Below are 25,442 nucleotides of genomic sequence, written 5' to 3' on the forward strand. Positions count from 1 at the left end.
ACCACAGCATGAACAAAAGACAGGATAAGGGTCTGAGACCCCTATCCGGCTACGACAGCTTGCCGACGGACTTTTCCAGCAGCTCCCAAGCCTGTTCGCCGTATTTGCCCTTCCATTCCGCATAGAAGCCGGCCGAGCGAAGTTTGTCTCGGAACGGCGTCACGTTGGGCTGGTTGAAGACAAGGCCTTTGCCGGCCAATTCCTGCTGCAGTCCGGCATTGAGCTTGGCGACGTCTTCGCGTTCCTTGACGCCCGCGGCGTTGATGTTTTTGGTGACGATGGTCCGGACATCCTCCGGGAGTTTTTCCCACGCGCGGCGGTTGGCCAGGAACCAGAAGCCGTCCCACATGTGGTTGGTCAGCGAACAGAATTTCTGAACTTCGTAGAGTTTGGCGGTCGAGATGATCGCCAGCGGATTTTCCTGGCCCTCGACGATCTTGGTCTGCAGCGCGGAATAGACCTCGCTGAAATTGATCGAGGCGGGCGCCGCATCGAACGCCTTGAACATCGAGGTCCACAGCGGCGAAACCGGCACCCGGATCTTGAAGCCCTTGAGGTCCTCAGGCCCGTTGATCGGCTTGCTCGACGACGTGGTCTGGCGGAACCCGTTGTCCCAGATCTTGTCCATGACCACGAGGTTGGCCTTGGTGATCTCGCCGCGGACATAGGCGCCCAGCCCGCCATCCATGGCCTTCCAGACCGTGTCGTAATCCGGGAAAGCGAAGCCGATGCCACTGATGGACGCCGCCGGCACCAGCGTCGCCAGGATCAGGCCTGACAGCGTGAAGAATTCGACGCCGCCGGATCTGATCTGGCTCAACATGTCGGTGTCGGAACCGAGCTGGTTGTTCGGGAAAATCTGCAGGTCGAACCGGCCATTGGTCTCGGCCTTGATCGCCGCCGCCATCTCCTTGGCGCGGGCGTTCAGCGGATGGCCGTCCGGGAGGTTGTTGGCATATTTGTAGGTGAATTCGGCGGTCTGGGCACGCGCCACAAACGGCGCGCCGATGCCACCCAGCACCGCTGACGCAGCGGATGCCTTGAGAAGCGTGCGTCGTGAAAAGCTCATCTGGTTTCTCCCTTGAGGGTTGTTGTTCTTGAGACCCAATCCTATGCGGACCGGATGCTGCGAGCGATCTCGCCGGGCGGCTTATTGCAGCGTCCGCCGGCCGCGGCAATATCGGTTTTCGGGACACAGCCGCGAGCAGTCATGCGTTGGCTTTTGCGAGATGTTTGGGGCCGGCAGTCTGGATCGAAAAACCGGATCAATCTGACCTGGCTTGGAAGGAATTCACACTAAATATCTGATCTAATTGTAGATATAAATATTCCATAATATACCTTATGCGAATCTCGGATATTGGCAACAGCCACGAGGCGGCACGGCTACGCCCGCTCGAAGCCCGATCCTACCGCCCCTTGAACCGCGGCTTGCGCCGCTCCAGGAACGCAGCGACACCTTCCTTGTGATCCTCGCTCAGGCTCGCCAGCGCGAACTGGTCGACGTCCATATGGCTGGTGAGATCGTCGAGCGCGTGCGTGAGCCGGTTGACCGTCAGCTTGGTCATGGCGACCGACAGCGGTGGCTGGGCCGCGACCTTGCCGGCGAGCGCCATGGCGGCGTCGAATGCTTTGCCGGGATCGGCGACCTCCTCGACCAGCCGCCATTCATGAGCCTCGGCCGCCGTGATGCGGTGGTCGGCCAGGATCACGGCCTGCTTGGTCCGCGCCGGTCCCATCAGGTGCAGCATGCGCGGCACGCTCTGCCAGCTCATGTTCATGCCGAGCCCAACCTCGGGCACGCGCAAATGGGCATCACGGGCCATGACCCGGAAATCCAGCGCCACCGCCAGCGCGACGCCGCCGCCGACACAGAAGCCTTCGATAGCGCCGATCGTGATCTGTTCCATGTCCTGCCAGGCCCGCGTCAGGCGCGGCCCGAGCTTCAGGTGGCGGCGCAGGGTGCCGAGGTCCATGGTTTTCCGCGCCCGGCCCTCGGGGTCCTTGAGATCGAAGCCGGCCGTGAATGCCTTGGCGGCGCCGGTCAGCACCACGACCGAGGTCGCGCCGTCATCCTCAAAGCTGCGGGCGGCATCGGTAAGCTGGCGCATCGCCTCCGGCGACATTGCGTTGATGCCATCGCCGCGGTCGAAGCGGACGACGGCGATACGGCCATCGGGCCCAAGGCCTCTTTCAATGGTGACAAACCCGGTCAAGCGGCGTCTCCCTACCCGTGATTTTTGAGAACCTTAGCGCAGAAGTCCGCGGTCGGCCCGCACGCTGTTTGCATGCCGGCCCCTCCCGCCCGGCGGTGCAACCGGCCGTGTGGAGGCTCACAAATGGCCCGTACGCTGGTGGTCGGGTTTGCCTCCCGGGACCGGAAAGCGGATCGTGGTGCCAAGCGTGATCCAGTTGGCGTTTTCGCCCGATATATTGTGGCCGTAGATCAGGTCGACCGAGAATATGTCGTTGGGCCGGTAGCGAATGCCGGTCTGGAATCGCGGCCGGACCGCGCTCGGCTCGTCCGACTGGCCGGCCTGGCCAAACGCTTCGATGGTCCACTGCAACGTGTCCGAGAGCTTCCAGTCAAAGCCGGCGCCGTAGATCAGGTAATGCCGGTCGGCCATGCGGTCCCACATCCAGCCGCCGTTGAGATTGATCCGCATCGTCTCGGACAGCCTGTAGGTCACCGGCACGACCGCGAACGCGGTGAGGTTATCTCCGGTCAACGCGTCGAACGATCCGCCTGCATAAAACGACAGGCCGAACCGTCCCACTCCGGTCGGAATGAAGTTCCACTTGGCCTTGGGCGCGAGGCTGGTGCTCCAGTCGCCGTCGCTGCGCGACCGGACCGTCTGCATGCTTAATTCCACCGGCCTGAAAATATTCACCGCGCAGGATGGATTGGCCACGGCTGTAAAATCCGTATTGGTCGCCGCCTGCAGCCAGCTCTCGACCTTGCAGGAGCCGACCTCGGCGATGTCGGCGGCATCGACCGCATAGGCGCCGTTGGCAGCGCGCGCATCGCCGGCCGGAAACCAAATCGGAAGCCAAGCCGAAATGGCCGCTGCCGCCGCGATTGCGATGCGCCCTGCCCCAATCCCCATGGCCAAATGCTAGCAGAGTCTTCGCCTCGACATAGCCCGGATTTTGCGACTATCTTGGCCGCATGACAGGCCATGACCACGATCATCACGACCATCATCACCACCACGATCACGACCATTCGGAATTGTCGGAGACCGAGCTGCGGGTGCGGGCTCTGGAATCGATCCTGACCGAAAAGGGCTATGTCGATCCGGCCTCGCTCGACCTCCTGATCGACCTGTATGAAAAGAAGATCGGCCCGCGCAACGGCATCCGCGTGGTCGCAAAAGCCTGGAGCGATCCGGCCTATCACGCGCGGCTGATGAAGGATGCGACGGCGGCAATCGCCGAGCTCGACTATAGCGGGCGGCAAGGCGAGCACATGGTGGTGGTCGAGAACACGCCCGAACAGCACAACATGGTCGTGTGCACGCTGTGCTCCTGCTATCCGCATCCGGTGCTCGGGCTGCCGCCGGTGTGGTACAAATCCGCGCCCTACCGCTCCCGCGCCGTCTCCGATCCGCGCGGCGTGTTGCAGGATTTTGGCGTCGCCCTGCCCGAGACGACAAGGATCCGCGTCTGGGATTCCACCGCCGAAATCCGCTACCTCGTGCTGCCGATGCGGCCCAAAGGCACGGACGGCTGGAGCGCCGAGCAGCTGGCCGAACTCGTCACCCGCGACAGCATGATCGGCACCGGATTGCCGAAACAGCCTGGCGAGACCGCCTGATGGACGGCGCGCACGATATGGGCGGCGCCAAAGGCTTTGGCCCCGTCGTGCCCGAGCCGAACGAGCCGGTGTTTCATGGCGAATGGGAGCGCCGCGCCTTTGCGCTGACGGTCGCGATGTCACGTCCCGGCGGCTGGAACATCGACATGTCGCGCTTTGCGCGCGAGAACCGTCCGCCCGAGGATTACCTCAGCAAGAGCTATTTCCAGATCTGGCTCGCCGGTCTGGAAACGTTGATGATCGAACGCGGACTGGTGACATCAGAGGAAATCGAGGCCGGCAAGGTGCTCTCGCCGCCCAAGCCCGACGTAAAGACCCTGCCCCCGCAAGACGTCGTGCCGACGATCCGGCGTGGCGCGTCGACCGAACGGACGGCAACGTCGCCTGCGCTGTTCGCGGTCGGCGAAACGGTGCGGATGAAAGAGATTCATCCGCAGACGCACACGCGGCTGCCGCAATATGTCCGCGGGCATCTCGGCACGATCGAGCTCAATCACGGGTGCCACGTGTTCGCCGATCTCAATTCGCTCGGCGTCGGCGAGAGCCCGCAATGGCTCTATACGGTGCGGTTCGACGGACCTGAATTGTGGGGCAAGGACACCGATCCGACGCTCAGCATATCCGTCGACGCCTGGGAATCCTACCTGGAGCGCGTGTGATGAACTTGACCCCGCAACAGGCGATGCGGGCGGCGGTTGCCGTCCCCGGCGTGCCCCGCGACGAGGATGGCCCGGTGTTTCGGGAGCCCTGGGAAGCCCGCGCCTTTGCCATGGCGCTGGCACTGCACGAAGTCGGGGTTTTCACCTGGAAGGAATGGGCGGAGACACTCGGCGCAGAGATCAAGCGCGCCCAGGCCGCCGGCGATCCCGATACGGGCGAGACCTATTACCAGCACTGGCTGGCGACGCTGGAGACGCTGGTCGCCGCCAAGGGCGTCACGACGTCGGATGTCCTGCACCGCTATCGGGATGCCTGGGATCACGCCGCCGACCGTACCCCGCACGGTGCGCCGATCGAGCTGACGCCGGGCGATTTCGGCTAGGCTCACGTACGCGCCCTTTGAGGCCCGTTGTTTCCAACGTGTCGATCGCCCGCGATTGGCCGCCGGTGCCTGAACCATCCAATCAATGGATCATTCGATCCAATAATTAATCTGCCGCGGCATCGGTCCCTGTTTACTTCGCCAATCCGGACTGCATAGTCTGTTCACGAAAATAAGGCTGTCGGCCAACGATGCCGGCAGCGACAAATAAAACATCGAGGGAGGACAATCATGAAGCGCAGAGATTTTCTCGGAGCTGGAGCCGCGACGTTTGCGTTGGCTGCGACGGGCGGCATCGGCGGTGCGGGACGCGCGTTCGCCCAGACCAAGATGGTCATCAGAGCATCGGACGTTCATCCGCTCGGCTACCCGACGGTCGAGGCCGTGGTGCGCATGGGCAAGAAGCTGGAAACCGCCACCGACGGCCGCCTTAGCATTCAGATGTTCCCGTCGATGCAGCTTGGCGGCGAAAAGGAGATGATCGAGCAGGCTCAGCTCGGCGCGCTGCAGATGGCCCGGATTTCCGTCGGCGCCGTCGGCCCGGTCGTGGACGACGTCAACGTCTTCAACATGCCGTTCGTGTTTCGCGATTCCAAGCACATGGAAGCGGTGATCGATGGCGAGATCGGCGACGAGCTGCTGGCGAAGATTTCGGCGAATGAGAAGACCAATCTGATCGCGCTGTGCTGGATGAATGCGGGCTCGCGCAACATCTACAACAGCAAGCGGCCGATCAAGACGATGGCGGATTTGAAGGGCCTCAAGGTCCGCATGATGGGTAACCCGCTGTTCGTCGATACGATGAACGCGCTTGGCGGCAACGGCGTCGCCCTGGGCTTCGACCAGGTCTTCAGCTCGATGCAGACCGGCGTCATCGACGGCGCGGAGAACAACCCGCCCTCCTTCATCGCCCAGAACCACAATCAGGTCGCAAAATACTTCACCATGACCGAGCATCTGATCATTCCCGAACTGCTCGTCTTCTCGAAGATCTCGTGGCAGAAACTGACGCCGGCCGATCAGGCGCTGATCAAGAAACTGTCGAAGGAATGCCAGGCCGAACAGCGCGTGCTGTGGCACGAGGCGGAGAAAGTCGCGATCGACAAGATGAAGGCCGCCGGCACCGAGATGATCATGGACGTCGACAAGAAGCCGTGGCGCGAGGCGGTCAAGCCGGTGTGGGACAAATACGGCGCCAAATATGCCGAGATGGTCAAGCGCATCGACGCCGTGAAGTAGGCCCGGCGGATGAGTACGCAGACTGGAGTGGCCGGCGATCCCGGAGCCGGACTGTTCCGCAGTGCCATGAACGCAGTCTACTGGACCGGCGCCGTGATCGCGTGTGCGGCGCTCGTCCTGGTCTCGGCGATCATTCCCTGGGCGGTTTACACCCGCTACGTTCTCAACAGCGCCTCGTCCTGGCCTGAGCCGCTGGCCGTCTTGCTGACGGTTGGCATCACCTTCATCGGCGCCGCGAATTGCTATCGCCAGCGCATCCACATGAACATGACCGTGGGCACCGATCTTCTGCCCCCTCGCCTGCGCGGGGCAGCAGCCGTGATCAGCGAACTGCTGATGGGGGCCGTGGCGGTTTTCATGATGGTGTGGGGCATGAAGCTCGCTCTGGCGACTTGGGGAAATTCAGTCGATGAGTTTCCCTGGCTTTCCGTCGGCATCACTTACCTGCCGATCCCGATCAGCGGCGCGATGATGCTGCTGTTCGTGATCGAACGGCTGACCATCGGGCCTCCGCCGTCAAGCGGCGGCGATCCCCACGTCCCTATCGAATAACGTTTCTCTTCCAGCACGGACGTCCGATGGATATCGCAGTTCTCCTTCTCAGCATGTGTGTGTTCTTCGCCATCGGCATGCCGATCGCCTATGCCATGGCGCTGTCCGCGCTGGTCGGCGCGCTGTGGATCGACCTTCCGGTCGCCGCGATCATGCAGCAACTGTCTAGCGGTGTCGGCAAGGTGTCGATGCTGACCATTCCGTTTTTTGTCCTGGCCGGCGCGATCATGGCCGAGGGCGGCATGGCGCGACGGTTGGTGGACTTTGCCGCCGTCATCGTCGGTTTCACGCGTATTCGCGGCGGACTGTCGCAAGTCAATATTCTTGCAACGACGATCATGAGCGGCATCTCCGGCTCTTCCGTCGCAGATACGTCCGCGATCGGCTCGGTCATGATCCCGCAGATGGCCAAAAAGGGTTACCCGCGGGTCTTCGCAACGAACGTCACCATCAGCGCCTCGCTGCAGGCCATCGTCGTGCCGCCGAGCCACAACGCCGTGATCTATTCGCTGGCGACCGGCGGGGTCGTCTCGATCACGAGCCTGTTCCTGGCGGGAATCCTGCCCGGCCTGCTGCTGGGCTTCTCGCTGATGCTGTTGTGCTTGTTCTACGCCTATCGCGACAAGCATCCGAAGGGCGAGCCGGTGCCGATCCGACAGGCCGCCAAAATGCTGGTCGAAGCCCTCTGGGGCATCGTGACGCTTGTGATCGTGCTCGGCGGCATCCTCACGGGCGTCTTTACGCCGATCGAGGCCGGCGCGGTGGCCTGCGTCTGGGCGTTCTTCGTCACCATGTTCATCTACCGCGACTACAAATGGTCGGAACTGCCGCAGCTGGCCTACCGGACGCTGCAGACCGTGGCCATGGTGCTGACGCTGGTCGCCACCGCATCCTGCTTCGGCTACATCGCCGCCGTGATGCAGATGCCCGCCAAGATGACGGAATTCTTCGTCGCCATTTCAGCCAATAAATACGTGCTGCTGATGTGGCTCAACATCATGCTGCTGGTGCTGGGCACGGCGCTCGATCTCGCGCCGCTGTTGCTGATCTGCACACCGATCCTGCTGCCGGTGGTCAAGAGCTTCGGCATCGATCCCGTGCATTTCGGCATCGTCATGCTGCTCAATCTGGGCATCGGCCTGTTGACGCCGCCGGTGGGTACAACGTTGTTCGTCGGTTGCGCGATCGGCAAGGTGTCGGTCGACGACATCATGCGCGAGATCTGGCCGTTCTATTACGTGATGTTCGCGGTGCTGATGATCGTGACCTACATCCCCGCCGTGTCGCTGTGGTTGCCGCACTCGTTCGGATTTCACTAGCTAAAGCGTTTTCGAGCGAAAGCCTGCCCCGGACTTGATCCGGGGTGGACACCGGTTCGCGTTAAGAAAATGCGTCAAGACAAATAACTAGGTAGCCGCATATTCGCGCCAGCCCTTGGCGCGTAAGGCGCAGGCCGGGCATTCGCCGCAGCCATAGCCCCAATCGTGCTGGTCGCCCCGCTCGCCGAGATAACAGGTGTGGGAATGTTCGCGGATCAGGTCGACCAGCCCTGCCCCGCCGAGATCATGTGCAAGCTTCCAGGTCGAGGCCTTGTCCAGCCACATCAGCGGTGTGTGCAGTTCGAATTGTCTGGCCATGCCGAGATTGAGCGCGGATTGCAGCGCCTTGATGGTCTCGTCACGGCAATCCGGATAGCCGGAATAATCCGTCTCGCACATGCCGCCGATGATGTGGCGGATGCCGCGCCGGTACGCCAGCGCCGCGGCAAACGTCAAAAACACCAGATTGCGGCCGGGCACGAACGTATTGGGCAGCCCGTCCTCGCCCATCGCGATGGCGACATCGCGCGTCAACGCGGTGTCGGAAATCTCCGCCAGCGTCGGAATCTCCAGCGTATGGCTCTCCCCGAGCCTCGCGGCCCAATCCGGCTGCAATGATTTGATGCCCGATAGCAGACGATCCCGGCACCCAAGCTCAATTGCGTGGCGCTGGCCGTAGCTGAATCCCAACATTTCCACGCGCGCGAAGCGCTGCAGGGCCCAGGCCAGGCAGGTGGTGGAATCCTGTCCGCCGGAAAACAGCACCAGCGCGGTTTCGGATTGGAACGGATCGCTCATGGAGCCCCATTACCATTCCCGGGCGCGCAGGCCAATCGGTGGAAATCAATCCGGTTTCGGCGCGTTCCGCTGGGATCGGTTCGCCGCTTGCGGCATAAAGCCAAGGTCTGTCCTTTCCCCGGCGTCGGTAAACCCATGACCCCTTCCCGCGATATTTCCCGGCTGCTCGAAATCATGGCGGCGCTGCGCACGCCGGTCACCGGTTGCCCGTGGGATCTCGAACAGAATTTTGCGACGATTGCGCCCTACACCATCGAAGAGGCCTATGAGGTCGTCGACGCCATCACCCGCGGCGATCTCGATGATCTCCGTGAGGAACTCGGCGATCTCCTGCTGCAGGTCGTCTATCATGCGCGTATGGCCGAAGAACAGAACGCCTTTGCTTTCGGCGACGTAGTCGAGGCGATCACGAAAAAGATGATCCGGCGGCACCCGCACGTCTTCGCCGACAAGGACGGCAACATCCAGCCGGCCGGCGTCAAGAGCGCCTGGGAGCGCATCAAGGCCGAGGAGAAGGCCGAACGTGCCGCGCGCCGGCCGCCGGAGCCGGCCGGACCCAAATCGTTGCTATCGAGCATCAAGGCCGGTCAGCCCGCGCTGACGCGCGCGATGGAATTGCAGCGCAAGGCCTCGACCGTCGGCTTCGACTGGAACGATCCTCGGGCCGTGCTGCATAAAATCCGCGAAGAGGCCGACGAGATCGAGGCCGCGCTCGACAAGGGCGATACCGAGGAGCTCGCAAGCGAAACCGGCGACCTCCTGTTCGCCCTGGTCAATCTGGCGCGGCATGTCGGCGCCGATCCCGAAGCCGCGCTGCGCGGCACCAACGCGAAATTCGAGCGCCGCTTTGCCTACATCGAGCGCGCGTTGACGGCCAAGGGCCGCTCGCTCGATAACGCCTCGCTCGCCGAGATGGACGCATTGTGGAATGAGGCCAAGGGCGAGGAGCGGCCGGCGGAGCCGACAACGGTAGCGAAGGCTTGAACCTGCATCAGCTGGCCGATACCGTCCCGCGATATTGTCTCAATTGAGGGGCCATGCCTTTGAGCGGTTTGGTGAGCCAACTGCTTCCTTTCGTGGCGGCCGCCAGCCTTGGCCTTCTCGCTGGTGCATTGCTGGCCGAAGACCGGCTGCTGCTGCCTTACTGGCGCACGCTGTCTGCGGACACGTTCTACGCGCTACATCCAAGCTATGGGCCGCGCCTGTACCGCTTCTTTGCGCCGTTGACAACGGCTGCGCCAATGGCCGCTGTGCTGGCTGCGATACAGATCGTGCTGCAATCCGAGGGGTTTGGGCCGCGCACCACCGCGGCGATCACCGCAGCCGTTCTGGCGTGGAGTCTGGTCGCGATCTATTTGGTTTATTTCAGGTCGGCGAACGATGCCTTTGCACGGCACGCGGTGTCGCCTGAGGATTTGCCGGCCGTACTGGCGCGCTGGGCCGGCTGGCATCGGGCGCGTGTGCTGATCTGCCTGGCAGCGTTCGCCCTGTCGCTTGTTGCCCTCGCGGCCTAGGCCGCGTGGGGCACGGCCCCGAACCGAGACACCACGATATCGCGCTTGGTCTCGTCTACCCGCACCGTCATGTCGAACCGCTCGCCGTGAAGCTCCTTGGTGAGCACTTCGGCGTTACGATGCAGCCAGCTGATGCCGGCGCCATCGGAGGCGTCGATCGAAAGATCGAGCGTCATGCGGAAGGCGGCGAGCCGATCCTCGATCGCGGTTAGCAGAGCTTCGATCCCCTCGCCGGTCTCGGCGGAAACCAGAAAGCACGGCCGCTCCGGCGGTCGGCGCGCGGCGATGTTGCGCAGATTGTCGCGCTCTTCGGGATCGAAGCGATCGATCTTGTTCCAGACTTCGAGGATGCGCGCGCCAGCTTCCGGATCGATCCCCAGTTGGCGCAGCACGGCGTCGACGTCGCGCTCCTGAGCTTCCGCGTCCTCATGCGAGATGTCGCGGACGTGCAGGATGATATCCGCTTCGAGCACCTCTTCCAGCGTCGCGCGAAACGCCGCAACCAGTTGCGTCGGCAGGTTGGAGATGAATCCCACGGTGTCCGACAGCATCGCCTTGCCGCCATGCGGCAGGGTCAGCGCGCGCAATGTAGGATCCAACGTAGCAAAGAGCATGTCGGCGGCCTGCACGTCGGCACGCGTCAGGCGGTTGAACAGCGTCGATTTGCCGGCGTTGGTGTAGCCGACCAGTGCGACGACGCGATACGGCACCCGCTGCCGGCCGGCACGATGCAGCCGTCGCGTCGCCTGCACCTTCTTGATTTCGTTCTCAAGGCGCGTGATGCGGTCGCCGATCAGGCGGCGGTCGGCCTCGATCTGGGTCTCGCCGGGGCCGCCCATGAATCCGAAGCCGCCGCGCTGGCGCTCCAGATGGGTCCATGATCGCACCAGCCGGCTGCGCTGATAATTCAAATGCGCAAGCTCGACCTGCAGCGAGCCTTCCTTGGTCTTGGCGCGACGGCCGAAGATTTCCAGAATCAATCCGGTACGGTCGAGCACCTTGGTGTCCCAGGCCTTCTCGAGATTGCGCTGCTGGATCGGCGACAACGCGCAGTCCATCACCACGAGTTCGATGTCATGGCCTTTGATGAGGCCGAGGATCTCCTCGACCTTGCCCTTGCCGAGATAGGTCGCGGGCCTGATCTGGCTGATCGGAGCGATCAGGGAATCGGCGACCGCCAGGTCGATGGCGCGCGCCAGACCTGCGGCCTCCTCCAGCCGCGCCTCGGAATCGCGCACAGCCTCGTTCGCCTGCGCATCGGCGTCGCCGCGGCGCATACGCAAATAAGGACCGATGACGATCACCCGCCCGGTCTGTCTGCCCCCCGCCGACCGCGGACGGTCGGCGCCCCCTTCACGATTGAGGGGTTCCAATCAGGTCACTCTCAAGCCGGAGCATCCTCACCGCCTTCGAACAACTGGATCGGAGCGCCCGGCATGATGGTCGAGATCGCGTGCTTGTATACAAGCTGCGAGTGACCGTCGCGCCGAAGCAGCAGGCAGAAATTGTCGAACCAGGTGACAATCCCCTGCAGCTTTACTCCGTTGACCAGAAAGATCGTTAGTGGCGTTTTGGTTTTGCGAACGTGATTTAGGAAGGTGTCTTGTAGGTTTTGTGCGCGGTCTGCCGCCATTGTTTTTGTCCCGCCGTCTTGTGCTTCTTTTTATTTAACCGGTTGTTGCTCTCTCACGGAGCCTGCCCCGGTCGCCGGCTTCCCCTGAGATCCCCCTCTGGTCGGCTCGGCGGAATGATTAGAAGGCAGGCGCGCTTTTTAGGCAAGCCAGTTCGCGCGTCACCCCCGCGGAACCCAGTGACCATTCTCCGTAAAACTCCGGAAAGAGACGAATATTCTCAAGCAAGTGCATGGATCGGCGCGGCCGCCGGCCGGATGCCGATCGGCATAAACTTCAACCAACCCCGAGCGCTTTGAGCTTGCGATGCAGGGCCGAGCGCTCCATGCCGACGAATTCCGCTGTGCGAGAGATGTTGCCCGAGAACCGGCTGATCTGGGCAATCAGATAATCGCGCTCGAACACTTCGCGCGCTTCGCGCAGCGGCAAGCCCATGATGTGCTCGCCATTGTTGCTGGTCGGCATGGCCGGCACCATCGAGCCGACGTCCTGCGGCAGCATGTCGGCAGTGACGATCGCTTCCGGCCCGCCGCCGGCCAGAATCATCACCCGCTCGACGTTGTTGCGGAGCTGGCGGACGTTGCCGGGCCAGACATGCGACTGCAATACCGCCATCGCATCCTGGCCAATCTGGCGTTTCGGCAAGCCGGTCGCGATCGAAATCTGATCCATGAAGTAGTCGATCAGTTCGGGAATATCTTCGCGGCGTTCCGACAGCGGGGGCACCCGGATCGGCACCACCGATAGCCGGTGATAAAGGTCCTCGCGGAATCGCCCTTCGGCGATCTCCTCTTCCAGATTGCGCGCGGTCGAGGAGACGATGCGGACGTCGACATGGACCTTGGCGGTGCCGCCCGAACGCTGGAAGGTCTGATCGACCAGCACGCGCAGGATCTTGTTCTGGGTTTCGCGCGGCATGTCGGCGATTTCGTCGATGAACAGCGTGCCGCCATGAGCCTCTTCGAGCGCGCCAGCCTTGCGCGCCTGTTCGCCATTGGTCTGCTCAACCCCGAACATTTCGACTTCCATCCGCTCCGGCGTGATCGCCGCTGCGTTGATGACGACGAACGGCCCTTCGGCGCGGCTCGAGGCGTGATGCAGTGTCCGCGCCGCCAGCTCCTTGCCTGAACCAGGAGGGCCGACGATCAGGATGCGGCTGTTGGCCTTGGCGGCCCGGTCGACGGTCTGGCGCAGCTGGTTCATGCAGGCCGAGCGCCCGGTCAGAACGCTAGCAGCCGGAGCCAGTTGCTTGAGTTCTTTTACCTCGCGCTTGAGGCGCGAGGTTTCCAGCGCCCGCGTCGCCACCAGGATCAGGCGGTCCGATTTGAAGGGCTTTTCGATGAAGTCATAGGCGCCGCGCTTGATGGCGGCGACCGCGGTCTCGATGTTGCCGTGGCCGGAGATCATCACCACCGGCACGTCGGCGTGATCCTTCTTGATTTGCTCGAGCAATTGCAGGCCGTCGAGCTTGGAGCCCTGCAGCCAGATGTCGAGAAACACCAGGTGGGGGCGGCGGTTGGCGATCTCGGCAAGCGCCGAATCGCTGTCACGCGCGGTCCGGGTGCTGAAACCCTCATCGTCCAGAATGCCCGCAACAAGGTCCCGGATATCTGCTTCGTCGTCGACAATCAGAATGTCACTGGCCATGGGTTACACCTGTCTTGTCAGTTGCCTGTTGCGGCTTTGATTTTTGGTTCATCATTAGTCGCGTTTGCCGCCTCATTGGTTTCGGAAGCCGGCGCTTTTGTTTCGTCGCCCTGCCCTTTTACGGCCGCAGCCGGTTCTTTCGATTCGGCCTTCGGCGCCTGGCCGGAGACGGCAAAGCGGAGCCGCATCCAGGCCCCGCGCTGCCCCGGCCGAAAGTCAGACGCATCCTTGAGCTCGATGCGGCCGCCATGGTCCTCCAGCACCCGCCCGACGATCGCGAGCCCAAGGCCGGTGCCCTTCTGCCGCGTCGTCACGTAAGGCTCTAGCAGGCGCGAACGCGCGGTCTTCGGCAGGCCGATACCGTTGTCTATCACGTCGATCACGATGTCGTCGTTCTCTTGCGCGGCGACGACATCGATACGACCCTTGCCAAGCTCGTCCGGCGGAACCTGCTCGATTGCTTCGGTCGCGTTCTTGATGATGTTGGTCAAAGCCTGCGAAATCAGCCGGCGGTCGAACTGCGCCCGGATCGGGTCTTGCTTGATTTCGGTCTCGATATCGAGGTCGGGATGCCCGACCTTCATCAGGAATACCGCCTGCCGTACGGTATCGGCGACGTCCTCGCCTTCCATTACCGGCTTCGGCATCCGCGCAAAGCGGGAGAACTCGTCGACCATCCGCCTGATGTCGTCGACCTGGCGCACGATGGTGTCGGTGCATTGCTCGAAGATGCCCTTGTCCTCGATAATGACCTTGCCGAACTTGCGTCGGATACGTTCGGCCGAAAGCTGGATCGGCGTCAGCGGATTCTTGATTTCGTGGGCGATGCGGCGCGCCACGTCGCCCCAGGCCGAGGTGCGCTGCGCGGAAACCAGATCCGTGATGTCATCGAGCGTGATGATGTAACTGTCGCGCGATTGCCCAGTCTGTTCGGCGCTGACGCGGACCGACAGATTGCTCTCATGGCCGTCGCGGGTGATGGTGATCTGGCCCTGCACCAGCTTCTGCGTACCCTCGCGCGCGGTCTTCATCATGTCGTCGAGTTCGGGCAGCACGTCCGACAGCGGATGATCGAGCGTTTCTGATTCCACGTGACCGATGAGTTTTTCCGCCGAACGGTTCAGGATACCGACGCTGCCGGAGGCATCGACGCCGATGATGCCCGCGCTGGCCGAGGACAGCACCGCTTCGATGAAACGGCGGCGGCTGTCGATCAGGTCGCTGGCGCTGACCAGTTCGTCGCGCTGGGTGCGCAGTTCCTGGGTCATCTTGTTGAAGGTCTCGCCCAATTGGGCCAGATCGCCTTCCGATTTATGGACGGGTACCTGGACATGCAGATCGCCGGTGGAGACGATGTTGGCGGCGCTCATCAAATTACGGATCGGCGCCACCAGCCAGTTGGCAAAGTTCAACCCGATCAGCACTGACGCCATCAGGATCGTAAGCGCGATCACTGCGAACATCAGCGCGAAAGCGACCTGAATGCCGAGCCGGCGTGCTTCGATCTGGGCATATTCGGCGACGCTGGCTTGGGTCTGCCGCAACTGGCCAACCACCCGTGCATCGAGCAGGCGCGCGACGTAGAGAAAGGTATCGTCGAAGGCCCGCAGGCGGACCACCGCTGCGACGTAATTCTCCTCCGGGAAAACCGAAATCTCGGGTTTGTCCTCGCCGACATTGTCGAGCAATTCCTTTGGCGGCGTCGCAAAGGCTTGCCTGATGCCGGTTTGCGCCGACACCACGACGTTGCCTTCCTTGTCGAGCAGCATCGTGCCCGGCAAGTTGCGCTTGGAGGCACTCGCCGTCAGCAATTCCAGAAACGTACGCCGGTCCTGGACGAACAACGGCCACGCGTTGGCGATATCATTGGCCATGCCCAGGATGTCACCATTGATGAGCTGCGCGTGCTCGTACGTGTAGGCCCGCGCGATGATCAGCGAATTCTGGATCACCTCCCGCGTCGGGCCCGAGAATAGCCGGTCGAGGCCGCGATCGATGGTGATGTTGGCCACGATCGCCACCAGCACCGCCGGCAGCACGGCAATCACCGAGAAAAGACCCACGATCTGGACGTGCAGCCTTGCCGCCGCCTTGCCACGGCGCCGCGCCTGCACCACCAGCCAGACTTCGCGGATGATGATGGCAACCAGCAGCAGGATGGTCGCGGCATTGATCAACAGGAAGGAGTAGACGACGTTGCGCGAAGGTTCGATCGGCGTCAGGCCGCTGAGCACGACAAAGGTCAGGAACGCCGACAGCAGCGCGATCCCGACGGCAAACGGCGCCACCCATTTCCGCAGGATTCCTCCTGTGGATTGGGCAAGCGACGGGTCAAACGTAGGCGCCGAGGTCTCTGCGGTGGTCATTCCGGCAATCGGTGAGCTGAAAGGCTTTGTGTCCGCCTGCCGCGGACTGATGCATTCATATCACAATGTTGCCAAATTGCGACAATTCCGCGGCGCGCCCCGCCGCGAAAGCGTTCGATACCAGGATTTCGACGAGATCTAACCGGCTAGCCCCCGCTGCGGTAGACCTGAATATCCAGATCCCTGATCTTCTTCCGCAGCGTATTGCGGTTGAGGCCGAGCAAATCGGCGGCGCGGATTTGGTTGCCCCGTGTCGCCGCGAGCGCCGCCGTGAGCAGCGGCACCTCGATTTCCTTGAGGATGCGATGGTAGAGGCCCGGCGGCGGGACGCCGTTCGGGAAGCCCGAGAAGTGCGATGACAGGTAGGCCTCGACCGCGCCGCCGAGATTCTCGACACCGAGCGGCGCATTGCCACCCGACGCCACGGCCGGCGGCGCCAACTCGCCGTCGATCACTGAGCCCGTGATGACGTCCTGCGGATAGAGCGCTGCGAGCCGGCGTGCGAGATTTTCAAGCTCGCGCACGTTGCCGGGCCAGCGGTGCTGCTTGAGCCGCTCCAGCGCCAGCGTATCCAGCTTCTTGGGCGGCAGCCCGTCTTTCTCGGCGAGCGAGAAGAAATGCCGGATCAGGTCGGGCAGATCCTCGATGCGCTCGCGCAGCGGCGGCAGCCGGAGCGGCACCACGTTGAGACGGAAGAACAGGTCCTCCCGGAACAGGCCCTGCTGAATCAGGATGCGCAGGTCTTTGTTGCTCGCCGCCACGATCCGCACGTCGGTCTTGATCGGGGTGCGCCCACCCACCGTGGTGTATTCGCCCTGCTGCAGTACCCGCAGCAACCTGGTTTGCGCTTCCATCGGCATGTCGCCGATTTCGTCGAGAAACAGCGTACCGCCCTCGGCCTGTTCGAACCGGCCGGAAGCCCGCGTATTGGCGCCGGTGAACGCGCCGCGTTCATGGCCGAACAGTTCGGACTCGATCAGATCGCGCGGGATTGCCGCCATGTTGACCGCCACGAAGGGGCCGTTGCGCCGCTTGCCGTAGTCATGCAGCGCGCGAGCGACCAACTCCTTGCCGGTGCCGGATTCACCGGAGATCATCACCGTGAGGTCGGTCTGCATCAGACGCGCCAGCACGCGGTAGATTTCCTGCATTGCCGGCGAGCGGCCGACCAGCGGGATAGAGTCGAATTCGCCTTCGTCGGCAGAACTCGCCACGCGCTCCTTCGGCTCAGCCAAGGCGCGCCCGACGATGGTGATCAGCTCCTTCAGGTCGAACGGCTTCGGCAGATATTCATAGGCGCCACGCTCCGAGGCCCGGATCGCCGTCATGAAGGTGTTCTGCGCGCTCATGACGATGACGGGAAGGTTCGGCCGCATCTTCTTGATCCGCGGCAGCAGGTCGAACGCATTCTCGTCGGGCATCACGACGTCGGTGATGACGAGGTCGCCCTCGCCCTGGCTCACCCATCGCCACAGCGTCGCCGCGTTTCCGGTCAGGCGCACCTCGTATCCGGCGCGCGAGAGAGCCTGGTTTAGAACTGTGCGGATGGCGGTGTCGTCATCAGCGACAAGTATACTACCTGCGGGCATCATTATTCCTCATCTTGCGGCCTGTGAGGCAGGCGATGGCGTACCCGAAACGTCATCGCGATTGCTTTGGTCGAATTGTTTGGTGGAGCTGAACATCGGCAGCAGCACGCGGAACGTCGTCTTCCGCGGCTGGGATTCGCATTCGATGATACCGCCGTGATCGCCGACGATTTTTGCGACGAGCGCGAGACCGAGCCCGCTGCCGGTTTGCTTGGTGGTCACGAACGGATCGAACAGGTTCGGCAACAGGTCTTCCGGCACGCCGGAGCCGTTGTCCTTGACGCAGAATTCAAGCGGCAGCGATACCCGCGACTTCTTGCCCGGTACCGACAGGCGGACCCCCGGGCGGAACGCGGTGGTGAGCTGGATTTCGGCGTCGCTGCCGAGATCGGCGACCGCTTCGGCGGCGTTCTTCACCAGATTGAGGAAGACCTGAATGAGCTGGTCCTGATTGGCCAGCACCGGCGGCAGCGACGGATCGTATTCCTCGACGAAGCGGACGTTGCGGGCAAAGCCCGATTGCGCCAGCCGTTTGACGTGGTCGAGCACGGAATGAATGTTGACCGGACCGCGCGCCACCGGCCGGTCGTCGCCGAACACTTCCATACGGTCGACCAGCGTGACGATGCGGTCGGCCTCGTCGCAGATCAGCCGCGTCAGCATACGGTCCTCGGATGAGGCCGCCTGCTCGAGCAATTGTGCCGCTCCGCGAATGCCGGACAACGGGTTCTTGATTTCATGCGCCAGCATCGCCGCCAGCGCGATCACCGAACGCGCCGCGCTCCGATGCGTCAATTGCCGGTCCATCTTGTCCGCGATCGTGCGCTCCTGCAGCATCACGACGATGTGGCCCGGCCGCTCCGTCAGCGGCGCGACGTGAAGATCGACCTGGCGGTCGCCGCCGATCCTGGGCGTACCGAGATCGACCTTGTATTCGTTGACCGGCGAGCCGCTCGATCGCACCTGATCGATCAGCGCCAGCAGCGGACTTCCGAATGGCACCAGTTCCTTCAGCGACTGTCGTTGCAGGAACTGGGTCGAAATCTCGAAAAAGGATTCCGCGGCGATGTTGGCGTCGACGATGCGCCCGTCGGGCGCGATCAGCAGCACCGGATTCGGCAGCGCATTGAGGATCGCATCGCTTTCGGACGGCAGTCGCCGGCGTTGTTCTGCGGCTGAATTCATGCTGCAGCACTCCATGCAAAATCGTCGTAGGCGTCCTGGAGCGATCGATGTACCCGGTGCGGATCCTCCGACGTCAGTATCTTCTGCCGCCAGCTCTTGAGTTTCTCCGCCGGCGCGCGGCTGCATTCGGCAGCGATCTCGAGCGCCCAGCCGAGATGCTTGCGCGCGTGCTTGAGGCCGATACGCAAACCGTAGAGACGGCAGACTTCGTCATAGAGCGCGCGGATGTGGGCGAGCTGTTCGGCCAGCGAGGGCGCGGCTTCGGGCTTTCCGGTTTGCAGCTGGCGTCCGATCTGGCCGGGCAGCCAGGGCTGTCCCTGCGCGCCGCGCCCGATCATCACGGCATCGGCGTCAGACATTTCGAGCGCGCTCACCGCCTTCTCGAACGACGTGATGTCGCCATTGACGACGAGCGGAACCGAGACCGCGTCCTTGACCGCGCGCACCGCGCTCCAGTCCGCCTCGCCCTTGTAGAACTGGCAGCGCGTGCGGCCGTGCACCGTGATCATCTGCACGCCGGCAGCTTCCGCGCGGCGCGCGAGTTCGGGGGCGTTGAGCGAGCCGTGGTCCCAGCCGAGCCGCATCTTCAGCGTCACCGGAACCTTGACGGCAGCGATCGTCGCCTCGATCAGTTTGAGCGCATGGTCGAGATCGCGCATCAGCGCCGAGCCGGACTGGCCGCCGGTCACGTGACGCGCCGGGCAACCCATATTGATATCGATGATGTCGGCGCCGGCCGCCTCGGCAATCCTGGCCCCTTCCGCCATCCAGTGGGTTTGACAGCCTGCAAGCTGAACCACGTGCGGGCCGATCCCGGTCGCCTCGCAGCGCAACACCGACATCGGCCGGCCATGTACGAGATCGTCGCTGGCGGTCATCTCTGACACGACGAGTCCCGCCCCAAGGGCGGCGGCAAGGCGTCGAAAGGGGGCGTCGGTAACGCCGGACATCGGCGCCAGGAGAACCCGGTTAGCGACCGAAATATCGCCTATCTTCAAGGTCTTAGGGCGAGGATCGTCCAGGCCGGTCACGGTGTTCTCATTGGTCTGGCAGCAGCGGCATTGCTACTGTCGGCGCATATTGTGAGCACAAATCTTGTGCAGTCAAGCTTCATGCCTACACTTTAGACAGTTCTATCATTTGTGCAAGTGCACTGCAACAAAAACTGCTTTTCCCACAGCTATTGGGAAACGCTCTGTTTTTACGCATTCGGCATGGTAAGGGCTGTGCGCCGCAGGGGCCCGATCCCCTCTCCTCAACCCGATCCGTCCGTAATTGAGTCAAATGTCGAAACCGGAGCGTACAGCAGCCATCCTCGTCGCAGCCGGGCGCGGACTTCGCGCCGGCGCGGGAGGGCCCAAACAATACCGTACGATCGGCGGGCAGACCGTGATCTTCCGCGCGATGGAAGCGTTCTGCCGCCACCCCGACGTCTTCGCCGTGCAACCGGTTGTGAATTCCGACGACGCAGCGGTCTTCAATGAGGCCGTCGCCGGTTTGCGCCATAACCCCCCCACCAACGGCGGCGCGACGCGCCAGGCGTCGGTGCATGCCGGGCTCGAGGCGCTTGCCAGCGAGAAGCCCGACATCGTTCTGATCCACGACGCGGCGCGGCCATTCGTGACGCCGGCGGTGATTTCGCGCGCGATCGACGCCGCCGGCCGCACCGGCGCCGCCGTGCCGGCGATCGCCGTCACCGATACGATCAAACAGGTCGGTGAGGCCGGCGATGTGGAAGCCACGCCGGACCGCGCGCGGCTGCGCATTGCCCAGACGCCGCAGGCGTTTCGTTTCGACGTGATCCTCGAAGCGCATCGCCGCGCCGCGCGCGAGGGCCGCAGCGATTTCACCGATGATGCCGCGCTCGCCGAATGGGCGGGATTGACGGTGGCGACCTTTGAAGGCGATCCTGCGAACATGAAGCTCACGACCCCTGAAGATTTCGTCCGCGAGGAAGCCCGCCTCGGCGCCATGCTCGGCGACATCAGGACCGGCACCGGCTACGACGTGCACGCCTTCGGCGACGGCGATCATCTGATGATCTGCGGCGTCCGCGTGCCGCACACCCGCGGCTTTCTCGCCCATTCCGACGGCGACGTCGGCCTGCACGCCATGGTCGATGCCATCCTCGGCGCGCTGGCGGACGGCGATATCGGTTCGCACTTCCCACCCAGCGATCCGCAGTGGAAAGGCGCCGCTTCCGACAAGTTCCTCAAATATGCGGTCGATCGCGTCACCGCCCGCGGCGGCCGCATCGCCAATCTCGAGGCCACCTTGATCTGCGAGCGACCCAAGATCGGCCCGCTGCGCGATGTCATGCGCGCGCGCATCGCCGAGATCACCGGGCTCGACATCTCTCGCGTCGCCGTCAAGGCGACCACCAGCGAACGGCTCGGTTTTACCGGCCGCGAGGAAGGCATCGCCGCGACCGCGAGCGCCACCATCCGTCTGCCTTGGGACGATCAAGGTCGGAGCGAATAGCATGAGCGGCAGCGACGCCCGCGCCCTCTCCCGCTCGCTGCTCGATCTATGCCGGATGCGCAAGCTGACGATTGCGACCGCGGAATCCTGCACTGGCGGCCTGGTCGCGGGCGCGCTCACGGATATTCCCGGCTCCTCCGACGTCATCGACCGCGGCTTTGTCACATATTCCAACGATGCCAAGCGCGCGATGCTCGGCGTCAAGGTAACGACGCTGGCGACCTTCGGTGCGGTCAGCAAGGAAACCGCCACCGCGATGGCGGTCGGCGCCCTGGAGAAGGCCGGCGTCGACCTCGCCGTCTCCATCACCGGCATTGCCGGTCCCGGTGGTGCCACCCCCGGCAAGCCGGTTGGACTCGTGCATTTCGCGGTCGCCTCGCGTGACGGCCGCATCCTGCACCGCGAATGCCGTTTCGGCGCGATCGGCCGTACCACCGTGCGCCAGCGCTCGGTGGTCGAGGCGCTGCGCATGCTGATGGAACTGGCGCGCGGACCGCAGGCATCCGTCAAACCGCGCCGCGAGGCCGTGAGCCGGCTCCGCCCGCGTGTCGCGCGATCGACCCGGGGCAGCGCCGTCAAGCGACGGCGGCCATCGAGATCCTAGCGATCCGCCTTATCACTTCGCCGCGGCCAAAGCCTTGGCGCGGGTTTCGCTGAGCGAAGCCGCCGGCGTCAGTGCCTCCGGGCTGATCGTGAGTTCGATGATCGCGGGCAAGCGCGAGGCCACCGCCTCGTCAAACGCCTTTGCAAAATCTTCGGTACGGTCGACCCGGGCGCCGAAGCCGCCAAAGGCACGCGCGAGCGCGGCGAAATCAGGGTTCACCAGATTGGTGCCGGACACCCGGCCGGGATAGTGCCGCTCCTGATGCATGCGGATGGTGCCGTACATGCCGTTGTTGCAGACGATCACGATGAGGGGCAGCCGATTTTCGACCGCGGTCATGAACTCGTTCCCGGTCATCTGGAAGCAGCCGTCGCCGGCGAATGCGATCACCGGCCGGTTCGGGTGCAGATGCTTGGCCGCCACCGCCGCCGGCAAGCCGTATCCCATTGAACCGCATGTCGGCGCGAGTTCGGTCCGGAACTGGCGGTAGCGCCAGAAGCGATGAACCCAGACGGCATAATTGCCGGCGCCGTTGCAGATGATCGCATCCTCCGGCAACCGATCGCTGAGATCGCGCACGATCCGCGAAAGCTGGACGTCGCCGGGCGAACGGGTCGGCTCGTTGAAGGCGAGATAGTCCGCATGCGCCGCCTTGAGTTCGTCGCCGCGCGGCTGATGCTTCGGCTTCAGCTTGGCTATCGCGGCCGCGAACGCCGCGCTTCCGGAAATGACGCCCAGTTTCGGCGCATAGACGCGGCCGATCTCCTCGGGATCCGGATAGATGTGAACCAGCGGCTGCTTCGGCTGCGGAATATCGAACAGGCTGTAGCCCGATGTCGTGATTTCCCCGAGCCGGGCGCCGAGCGCGATGATCAGATCGCTGTCACGAATCCGTTCGGCGAATTTCGGGGAGATGCCGATACCGACATGGCCGGCGTAGGCGGCGTGCAGATTGTCGAAATAATCCTGGCAGCGGAATGAAGCGCTGACGGGCACCTCATGTGCGGTCGCGAACGCTTCGAGGTCGCGGCGCGCCTTGTCGCTCCATCCGCCGCCGCCAACGATCAGCAACGGCTTGCGTGCCGCGGCCAGCAACTCCTCGAACTGTTGCAGGCTTTCCGCGCCCGGCGCGACGGTTTGCGGCTTGTAAGGCTGCGCATCCGGAACGTCAGCCTCGTCGGTCAGCATGTCCTCGGGCAGCGCCAGCACGACAGGCCCGGGCCGGCCGGAAGTCGCGGTATAAAACGCCCGCGAGATGAATTCGGGAATTCGCCGCGCGTCGTCGATCTGCGCCACCCATTTGGTCATCGGCCCGAACATCTGACGGTAGTCGATTTCCTGGAACGCTTCGCGTTCCATCATGTCGCGCCCGACCTGGCCGAGCAGCAGGATCATCGGCGTCGAATCCTGAAACGCGACATGAACGCCCGCGGAGGCGTTGGTGGCGCCGGGGCCGCGCGTCGCAAAGGCAATGCCGGGCTTTCCGGTGAGCTTGCCATAGGCGTCGGCCATCATGGCCGCGCCGCCCTCATGCCGGGAATTGACGAAGTGGACCCGCTGGTTCTGGTACATGCCGTCCAGCGCAGCCAGAAAGCTTTCCCCGGGCACGCCGAATACGGTGTCGGCGCCGTGCAGGGCCAGTTGATCGATCAGAATATGCCCGCCGCTTCGCATGGGTGCCTTGATGTCCATCATAGGGTCCTTCCGTTCCGCATGTCGTTTAGCATTCAATTGCTTTCATTTCGATCTTGCGGCCGGACGCGAGCCTCGACACCGGTGACGGCCTCGTAAGCCTTGATCACGGCGGTGCAGGACTCGCCGTCATGGCCGAGCAAGGCGGCCTGCCGGTAGGTCTGGTGCACGGCATCGGCCATGAAACCCGGCAATCCGGCGTCTTCCAGCCAGCGCGCGTAATAGCGCACGTCCTTGCGGGCGTTCGCCAGCGACATCAGCGGGGTAAAGTCGCCGTCGAGCGTCGCCTGGCCGTAGAGGTCGAGCATGCCGCTCTTGCCGCCCGCGGCCGAGATGATGGTGATCAGCTGCTTGAGATCGAGGCCGTCCTTTGCCGCCAGCGCAAACCCCTCGCACCACGCCGCGACGTTGGCAAACGCGATGTAGTTGTGGATCAGCTTGAGGCGGATGGCGTGACCGAGCGGGCCGATGTGGAAGATGTTCTCCGCATAGCGCTCGAAATAAGGCCTGAGCTCGCCGAGCAAATCGGCCTCCCCGCCGTAGAGCACGTTGACCTTGCCGGCGTCCGCGTGCTTCGGGGTTCGCGTCATCGGCGCCTCGGCATAACGCCCGCCGGCCGCACGCACCAGCCGATCGAGTTTATCGACCATTTGCGGGCTGCCGGTGGTGTGATCAACGACGACGAAGTTCGGCGCCGGGTGGGCGAGCAGTCCGTCGGGTCCCGTCAGCAGCGCCTCGACGTCCTCGGCGGCATTGACGCAAATCATGATGATGCGGCATTCGCCGATATCGCGAAGACCGCCCGCCGCCGTCGCTCCCTGCGATTTGGCAATGGCGACCGCCTCAGGGTTCAGGTCGTAGGCCGTGACGGCGACGCCCTTGGCGAGGAGGTTCTTGACCAGCCCGCGCCCCATTCCGCCGAGACCAATGAAGCCGACGCGTTCCAATGCCGTCATGTCACGCCCGCTTTCCATAAACCACATCCGCCCGCTTTTCGAACGCCGCGGCAAAACGCTGGAACGCGGCGTCGAACATCGTGCCCATCAGCATCGCCAGCATCCGGCTCTTGAATTCGTAGGACAAGAAGAAGCCGACATCGCAGTCCGTTTCGGATTTGGGTTCGAAGGACCAGCGGTTTTCCAGATTGCTGAACGGGCCCTTCAGATACTCCACCATGATCTTCAGATTGGGACGGTCCAGCGTCACCCGGCTGGTGAAGGATTCCCGGACCAGCTTGAACGACACCGTCATGTCGGCAACCACGATCTCGGTACCGTCAGGTTGCGCCGTGCGCTGGCGGATCTTCAGCGAATGGCACAACGGCACGAATTCCGGATAGCGCTCGACGTCGGCGACCAGATCGAACATCTGCTGGGCGGTGTGATGCGCCCGCCGCTTACTTGAAAAGCGCGGCATCAGTGCACGCCCTCCGCGCCTTCCCGCCGTCCAAAACTCGCCAGATACCGGTGCGCCTGTGCCCTGTCGGTAAAGCAGATCAGGAATTGATCAGCTCGAAGCCCCTCTAGATATTGCAGCAATTTCGGCCTTTGCTCCCGTCGATATGTCCAGACGTAGCGCAAGAACTCGACGTTGATCCGTTCCGGACAGCCCTCCGCCATCTCTGGCCGCACGCGTCCAAAGCTCGTAGCGATCCTGCTCATGAGGCCGACCATGCAGCTTCGCCTTGGCAGGTCAAACCAGATGACGGCATCGGCAACGCTGCGCCTGATATCGCCGGCCCACCAGATATAATCGCCGTCGATGATCCAGCGAGGCAGGCGCACCGCCTCGGTGACGCGTGCTTCAAACTCGGTGGCGTCCGACGGCTTCCAGCCCGGCTTCCAATAGAGCGCATCCAGCGACACGACCGGGATGCCGGTGATTTGAGATAGCCGACGCGAAAATGTCGACTTGCCCGATCCGGGCGAGCCCATGACAAGAATTCGATCCATAACACCACGCCCGG

25 protein-coding genes are annotated in these 25,442 nt (G+C 63.4%); 10 read left to right on the forward strand and 15 right to left on the reverse strand.

The features are described from left to right. Nucleotides 1-49: 49 nt before the first annotated feature. The 3 genes from JQ611_RS16740 to JQ611_RS16750 form a co-directional block, all read right to left on the reverse strand. Nucleotides 50-1,069, reverse strand: a complete 1,020-nt coding sequence (locus JQ611_RS16740) for a TRAP transporter substrate-binding protein (protein WP_212389210.1) — start codon at nt 1,067-1,069, stop codon at nt 50-52. Nucleotides 1,070-1,409: 340 nt separating this feature from the next. After that, entirely contained in the window at nt 1,410-2,216 is an 807-nt protein-coding gene (locus JQ611_RS16745) for an enoyl-CoA hydratase/isomerase family protein (RefSeq protein WP_212466037.1), read from the reverse strand. A gap of 117 nt (nt 2,217-2,333) precedes the next feature. Beyond that, a complete protein-coding gene (locus JQ611_RS16750; protein WP_212466038.1) occupies nt 2,334-3,107 on the reverse strand; it encodes a hypothetical protein in 774 nt (257 codons plus the stop codon). A gap of 62 nt (nt 3,108-3,169) precedes the next feature. On the opposite strand from JQ611_RS16750, the gene nthA reads away from it, so the two are divergent. From nthA to JQ611_RS16780, 6 genes are all read left to right on the forward strand, one after another. After that, nucleotides 3,170-3,817, forward strand: a complete 648-nt coding sequence (gene nthA, locus JQ611_RS16755) for a nitrile hydratase subunit alpha (protein ID WP_212466039.1) — start codon at nt 3,170-3,172, stop codon at nt 3,815-3,817. Then, the gene (nthB, locus tag JQ611_RS16760) at nt 3,817-4,476 is read left to right on the forward strand and encodes a nitrile hydratase subunit beta (RefSeq protein ID WP_212466040.1); all 660 of its coding nucleotides are present in this window, start codon (nt 3,817-3,819) and stop codon (nt 4,474-4,476) included. Before nthA ends, nthB begins: the two co-directional genes overlap by 1 nt. Further along, a complete protein-coding gene (locus JQ611_RS16765; protein ID WP_212389215.1) occupies nt 4,476-4,859 on the forward strand; it encodes a nitrile hydratase accessory protein in 384 nt (127 codons plus the stop codon). The genes nthB and JQ611_RS16765 overlap by 1 nt, the downstream gene beginning before the upstream one ends. Before the next feature lie 231 nt (nt 4,860-5,090). Continuing rightward, nucleotides 5,091-6,098 carry a TRAP transporter substrate-binding protein gene (locus JQ611_RS16770; protein WP_212466041.1) on the forward strand — a complete coding sequence of 336 codons (1,008 nt, stop codon included), beginning with the start codon at nt 5,091-5,093 and terminating at the stop codon, nt 6,096-6,098. A 9-nt stretch (nt 6,099-6,107) separates the two neighbouring features. After that, a complete protein-coding gene (locus JQ611_RS16775; protein WP_212264653.1) occupies nt 6,108-6,650 on the forward strand; it encodes a TRAP transporter small permease in 543 nt (180 codons plus the stop codon). 26 nt (nt 6,651-6,676) lie between these two features. Next, complete coding sequence (locus JQ611_RS16780; protein ID WP_212264655.1) at nt 6,677-7,969, forward strand: TRAP transporter large permease; 1,293 nt, start codon at nt 6,677-6,679, stop codon at nt 7,967-7,969. 87 nt (nt 7,970-8,056) lie between these two features. On the opposite strand, the gene queC is transcribed toward JQ611_RS16780, so the two are convergent. Then, nucleotides 8,057-8,767 carry a 7-cyano-7-deazaguanine synthase QueC gene (queC, locus tag JQ611_RS16785; protein ID WP_212264656.1) on the reverse strand — a complete coding sequence of 237 codons (711 nt, stop codon included), beginning with the start codon at nt 8,765-8,767 and terminating at the stop codon, nt 8,057-8,059. Between the two features lie 135 nt (nt 8,768-8,902). Between queC and mazG the strand changes: the two genes are divergently transcribed. After that, nucleotides 8,903-9,751, forward strand: coding sequence for a nucleoside triphosphate pyrophosphohydrolase (mazG, locus tag JQ611_RS16790; protein WP_212466042.1), 849 nt, complete (start codon nt 8,903-8,905; stop codon nt 9,749-9,751). A gap of 53 nt (nt 9,752-9,804) precedes the next feature. Beyond that, nucleotides 9,805-10,281 carry a hypothetical protein gene (locus JQ611_RS16795; RefSeq protein WP_212466043.1) on the forward strand — a complete coding sequence of 159 codons (477 nt, stop codon included), beginning with the start codon at nt 9,805-9,807 and terminating at the stop codon, nt 10,279-10,281. Here the strand turns inward: JQ611_RS16795 and hflX are convergent. From hflX to dusB, 7 genes are all read right to left on the reverse strand, one after another. Continuing rightward, nucleotides 10,278-11,654 (reverse strand): GTPase HflX, encoded by a 1,377-nt coding sequence (hflX, locus tag JQ611_RS16800; protein WP_212466044.1) that lies wholly within the window; start codon nt 11,652-11,654, stop codon nt 10,278-10,280. The genes JQ611_RS16795 and hflX overlap by 4 nt on opposite strands. A gap of 11 nt (nt 11,655-11,665) precedes the next feature. Next, on the reverse strand, nt 11,666-11,914 hold the full coding sequence (gene hfq, locus JQ611_RS16805) for an RNA chaperone Hfq (protein WP_006020546.1): 249 nt from the start codon (nt 11,912-11,914) through the stop codon (nt 11,666-11,668). 274 nt (nt 11,915-12,188) lie between these two features. Then, nucleotides 12,189-13,559 (reverse strand): sigma-54 dependent transcriptional regulator, encoded by a 1,371-nt coding sequence (locus tag JQ611_RS16810; RefSeq protein WP_212264664.1) that lies wholly within the window; start codon nt 13,557-13,559, stop codon nt 12,189-12,191. Between the two features lie 17 nt (nt 13,560-13,576). Then, nucleotides 13,577-15,925 carry a PAS domain-containing sensor histidine kinase gene (locus JQ611_RS16815; protein WP_212466045.1) on the reverse strand — a complete coding sequence of 783 codons (2,349 nt, stop codon included), beginning with the start codon at nt 15,923-15,925 and terminating at the stop codon, nt 13,577-13,579. A 146-nt stretch (nt 15,926-16,071) separates the two neighbouring features. Next, the gene (gene ntrC / locus JQ611_RS16820) at nt 16,072-17,514 is read right to left on the reverse strand and encodes a nitrogen regulation protein NR(I) (protein WP_192735943.1); all 1,443 of its coding nucleotides are present in this window, start codon (nt 17,512-17,514) and stop codon (nt 16,072-16,074) included. A 9-nt stretch (nt 17,515-17,523) separates the two neighbouring features. Further along, nucleotides 17,524-18,699 (reverse strand): nitrogen regulation protein NR(II), encoded by a 1,176-nt coding sequence (locus tag JQ611_RS16825; RefSeq protein ID WP_212264669.1) that lies wholly within the window; start codon nt 18,697-18,699, stop codon nt 17,524-17,526. Continuing rightward, complete coding sequence (gene dusB, locus JQ611_RS16830; RefSeq protein WP_212466100.1) at nt 18,696-19,697, reverse strand: tRNA dihydrouridine synthase DusB; 1,002 nt, start codon at nt 19,695-19,697, stop codon at nt 18,696-18,698. Before dusB ends, JQ611_RS16825 begins: the two co-directional genes overlap by 4 nt. Before the next feature lie 286 nt (nt 19,698-19,983). Between dusB and JQ611_RS16835 the strand changes: the two genes are divergently transcribed. Further along, nucleotides 19,984-21,180 carry a bifunctional 2-C-methyl-D-erythritol 4-phosphate cytidylyltransferase/2-C-methyl-D-erythritol 2,4-cyclodiphosphate synthase gene (locus JQ611_RS16835; RefSeq protein WP_212466046.1) on the forward strand — a complete coding sequence of 399 codons (1,197 nt, stop codon included), beginning with the start codon at nt 19,984-19,986 and terminating at the stop codon, nt 21,178-21,180. Between the two features lies 1 nt (nt 21,181). Beyond that, nucleotides 21,182-21,784 (forward strand): CinA family protein, encoded by a 603-nt coding sequence (locus JQ611_RS16840; protein ID WP_212466047.1) that lies wholly within the window; start codon nt 21,182-21,184, stop codon nt 21,782-21,784. A 12-nt stretch (nt 21,785-21,796) separates the two neighbouring features. Here the strand turns inward: JQ611_RS16840 and JQ611_RS16845 are convergent, their stop codons facing one another. From JQ611_RS16845 to JQ611_RS16860, 4 genes are read right to left on the reverse strand one after another with little or no spacing between them, the layout of a single operon-like run. Beyond that, entirely contained in the window at nt 21,797-23,479 is a 1,683-nt protein-coding gene (locus tag JQ611_RS16845; RefSeq protein WP_212466048.1) for a thiamine pyrophosphate-binding protein, read from the reverse strand. A 32-nt stretch (nt 23,480-23,511) separates the two neighbouring features. Beyond that, nucleotides 23,512-24,432, reverse strand: coding sequence for an NAD(P)-dependent oxidoreductase (locus JQ611_RS16850; protein ID WP_212466049.1), 921 nt, complete (start codon nt 24,430-24,432; stop codon nt 23,512-23,514). A 1-nt stretch (nt 24,433) separates the two neighbouring features. Further along, the gene (locus JQ611_RS16855) at nt 24,434-24,892 is read right to left on the reverse strand and encodes a type II toxin-antitoxin system RatA family toxin (protein ID WP_212466050.1); all 459 of its coding nucleotides are present in this window, start codon (nt 24,890-24,892) and stop codon (nt 24,434-24,436) included. Continuing rightward, nucleotides 24,892-25,428: a DNA topology modulation protein gene (locus tag JQ611_RS16860; RefSeq protein ID WP_212466051.1), complete on the reverse strand. Its 537-nt coding sequence runs from the start codon at nt 25,426-25,428 to the stop codon at nt 24,892-24,894. The genes JQ611_RS16855 and JQ611_RS16860 overlap by 1 nt, the downstream gene beginning before the upstream one ends. Nucleotides 25,429-25,442: the final 14 nt, after the last annotated feature.

It is taken from the genome of Bradyrhizobium sp. AUGA SZCCT0182, assembly GCF_018130185.1.
Taxonomy (GTDB): Bacteria; Pseudomonadota; Alphaproteobacteria; order Rhizobiales; family Xanthobacteraceae; genus Bradyrhizobium.

Coding starts and splice junctions, on each gene's coding strand:
- JQ611_RS16845 (WP_212466048.1), bottom strand. CDS start 23,479: ATGATGGACATCAAGGCACCCATGCGAAGCGGCGGGCATATTCTGATC.
- JQ611_RS16815 (WP_212466045.1), bottom strand. CDS start 15,925: ATGACCACCGCAGAGACCTCGGCGCCTACGTTTGACCCGTCGCTTGCC.
- JQ611_RS16770 (WP_212466041.1), top strand. CDS start 5,091: ATGAAGCGCAGAGATTTTCTCGGAGCTGGAGCCGCGACGTTTGCGTTG.
- hfq (WP_006020546.1), bottom strand. CDS start 11,914: ATGGCGGCAGACCGCGCACAAAACCTACAAGACACCTTCCTAAATCAC.
- mazG (WP_212466042.1), top strand. CDS start 8,903: ATGACCCCTTCCCGCGATATTTCCCGGCTGCTCGAAATCATGGCGGCG.
- nthA (WP_212466039.1), top strand. CDS start 3,170: ATGACAGGCCATGACCACGATCATCACGACCATCATCACCACCACGAT.
- JQ611_RS16855 (WP_212466050.1), bottom strand. CDS start 24,892: ATGCCGCGCTTTTCAAGTAAGCGGCGGGCGCATCACACCGCCCAGCAG.
- JQ611_RS16835 (WP_212466046.1), top strand. CDS start 19,984: ATGTCGAAACCGGAGCGTACAGCAGCCATCCTCGTCGCAGCCGGGCGC.
- JQ611_RS16860 (WP_212466051.1), bottom strand. CDS start 25,428: ATGGATCGAATTCTTGTCATGGGCTCGCCCGGATCGGGCAAGTCGACA.
- JQ611_RS16810 (WP_212264664.1), bottom strand. CDS start 13,559: ATGGCCAGTGACATTCTGATTGTCGACGACGAAGCAGATATCCGGGAC.
- ntrC (WP_192735943.1), bottom strand. CDS start 17,514: ATGCCCGCAGGTAGTATACTTGTCGCTGATGACGACACCGCCATCCGC.
- JQ611_RS16775 (WP_212264653.1), top strand. CDS start 6,108: ATGAGTACGCAGACTGGAGTGGCCGGCGATCCCGGAGCCGGACTGTTC.
- JQ611_RS16750 (WP_212466038.1), bottom strand. CDS start 3,107: ATGGGGATTGGGGCAGGGCGCATCGCAATCGCGGCGGCAGCGGCCATT.
- JQ611_RS16795 (WP_212466043.1), top strand. CDS start 9,805: ATGCCTTTGAGCGGTTTGGTGAGCCAACTGCTTCCTTTCGTGGCGGCC.
- JQ611_RS16840 (WP_212466047.1), top strand. CDS start 21,182: ATGAGCGGCAGCGACGCCCGCGCCCTCTCCCGCTCGCTGCTCGATCTA.
- JQ611_RS16850 (WP_212466049.1), bottom strand. CDS start 24,432: ATGACGGCATTGGAACGCGTCGGCTTCATTGGTCTCGGCGGAATGGGG.
- JQ611_RS16765 (WP_212389215.1), top strand. CDS start 4,476: ATGAACTTGACCCCGCAACAGGCGATGCGGGCGGCGGTTGCCGTCCCC.
- JQ611_RS16780 (WP_212264655.1), top strand. CDS start 6,677: ATGGATATCGCAGTTCTCCTTCTCAGCATGTGTGTGTTCTTCGCCATC.
- JQ611_RS16740 (WP_212389210.1), bottom strand. CDS start 1,069: ATGAGCTTTTCACGACGCACGCTTCTCAAGGCATCCGCTGCGTCAGCG.
- queC (WP_212264656.1), bottom strand. CDS start 8,767: ATGAGCGATCCGTTCCAATCCGAAACCGCGCTGGTGCTGTTTTCCGGC.
- JQ611_RS16825 (WP_212264669.1), bottom strand. CDS start 18,699: ATGAATTCAGCCGCAGAACAACGCCGGCGACTGCCGTCCGAAAGCGAT.
- nthB (WP_212466040.1), top strand. CDS start 3,817: ATGGACGGCGCGCACGATATGGGCGGCGCCAAAGGCTTTGGCCCCGTC.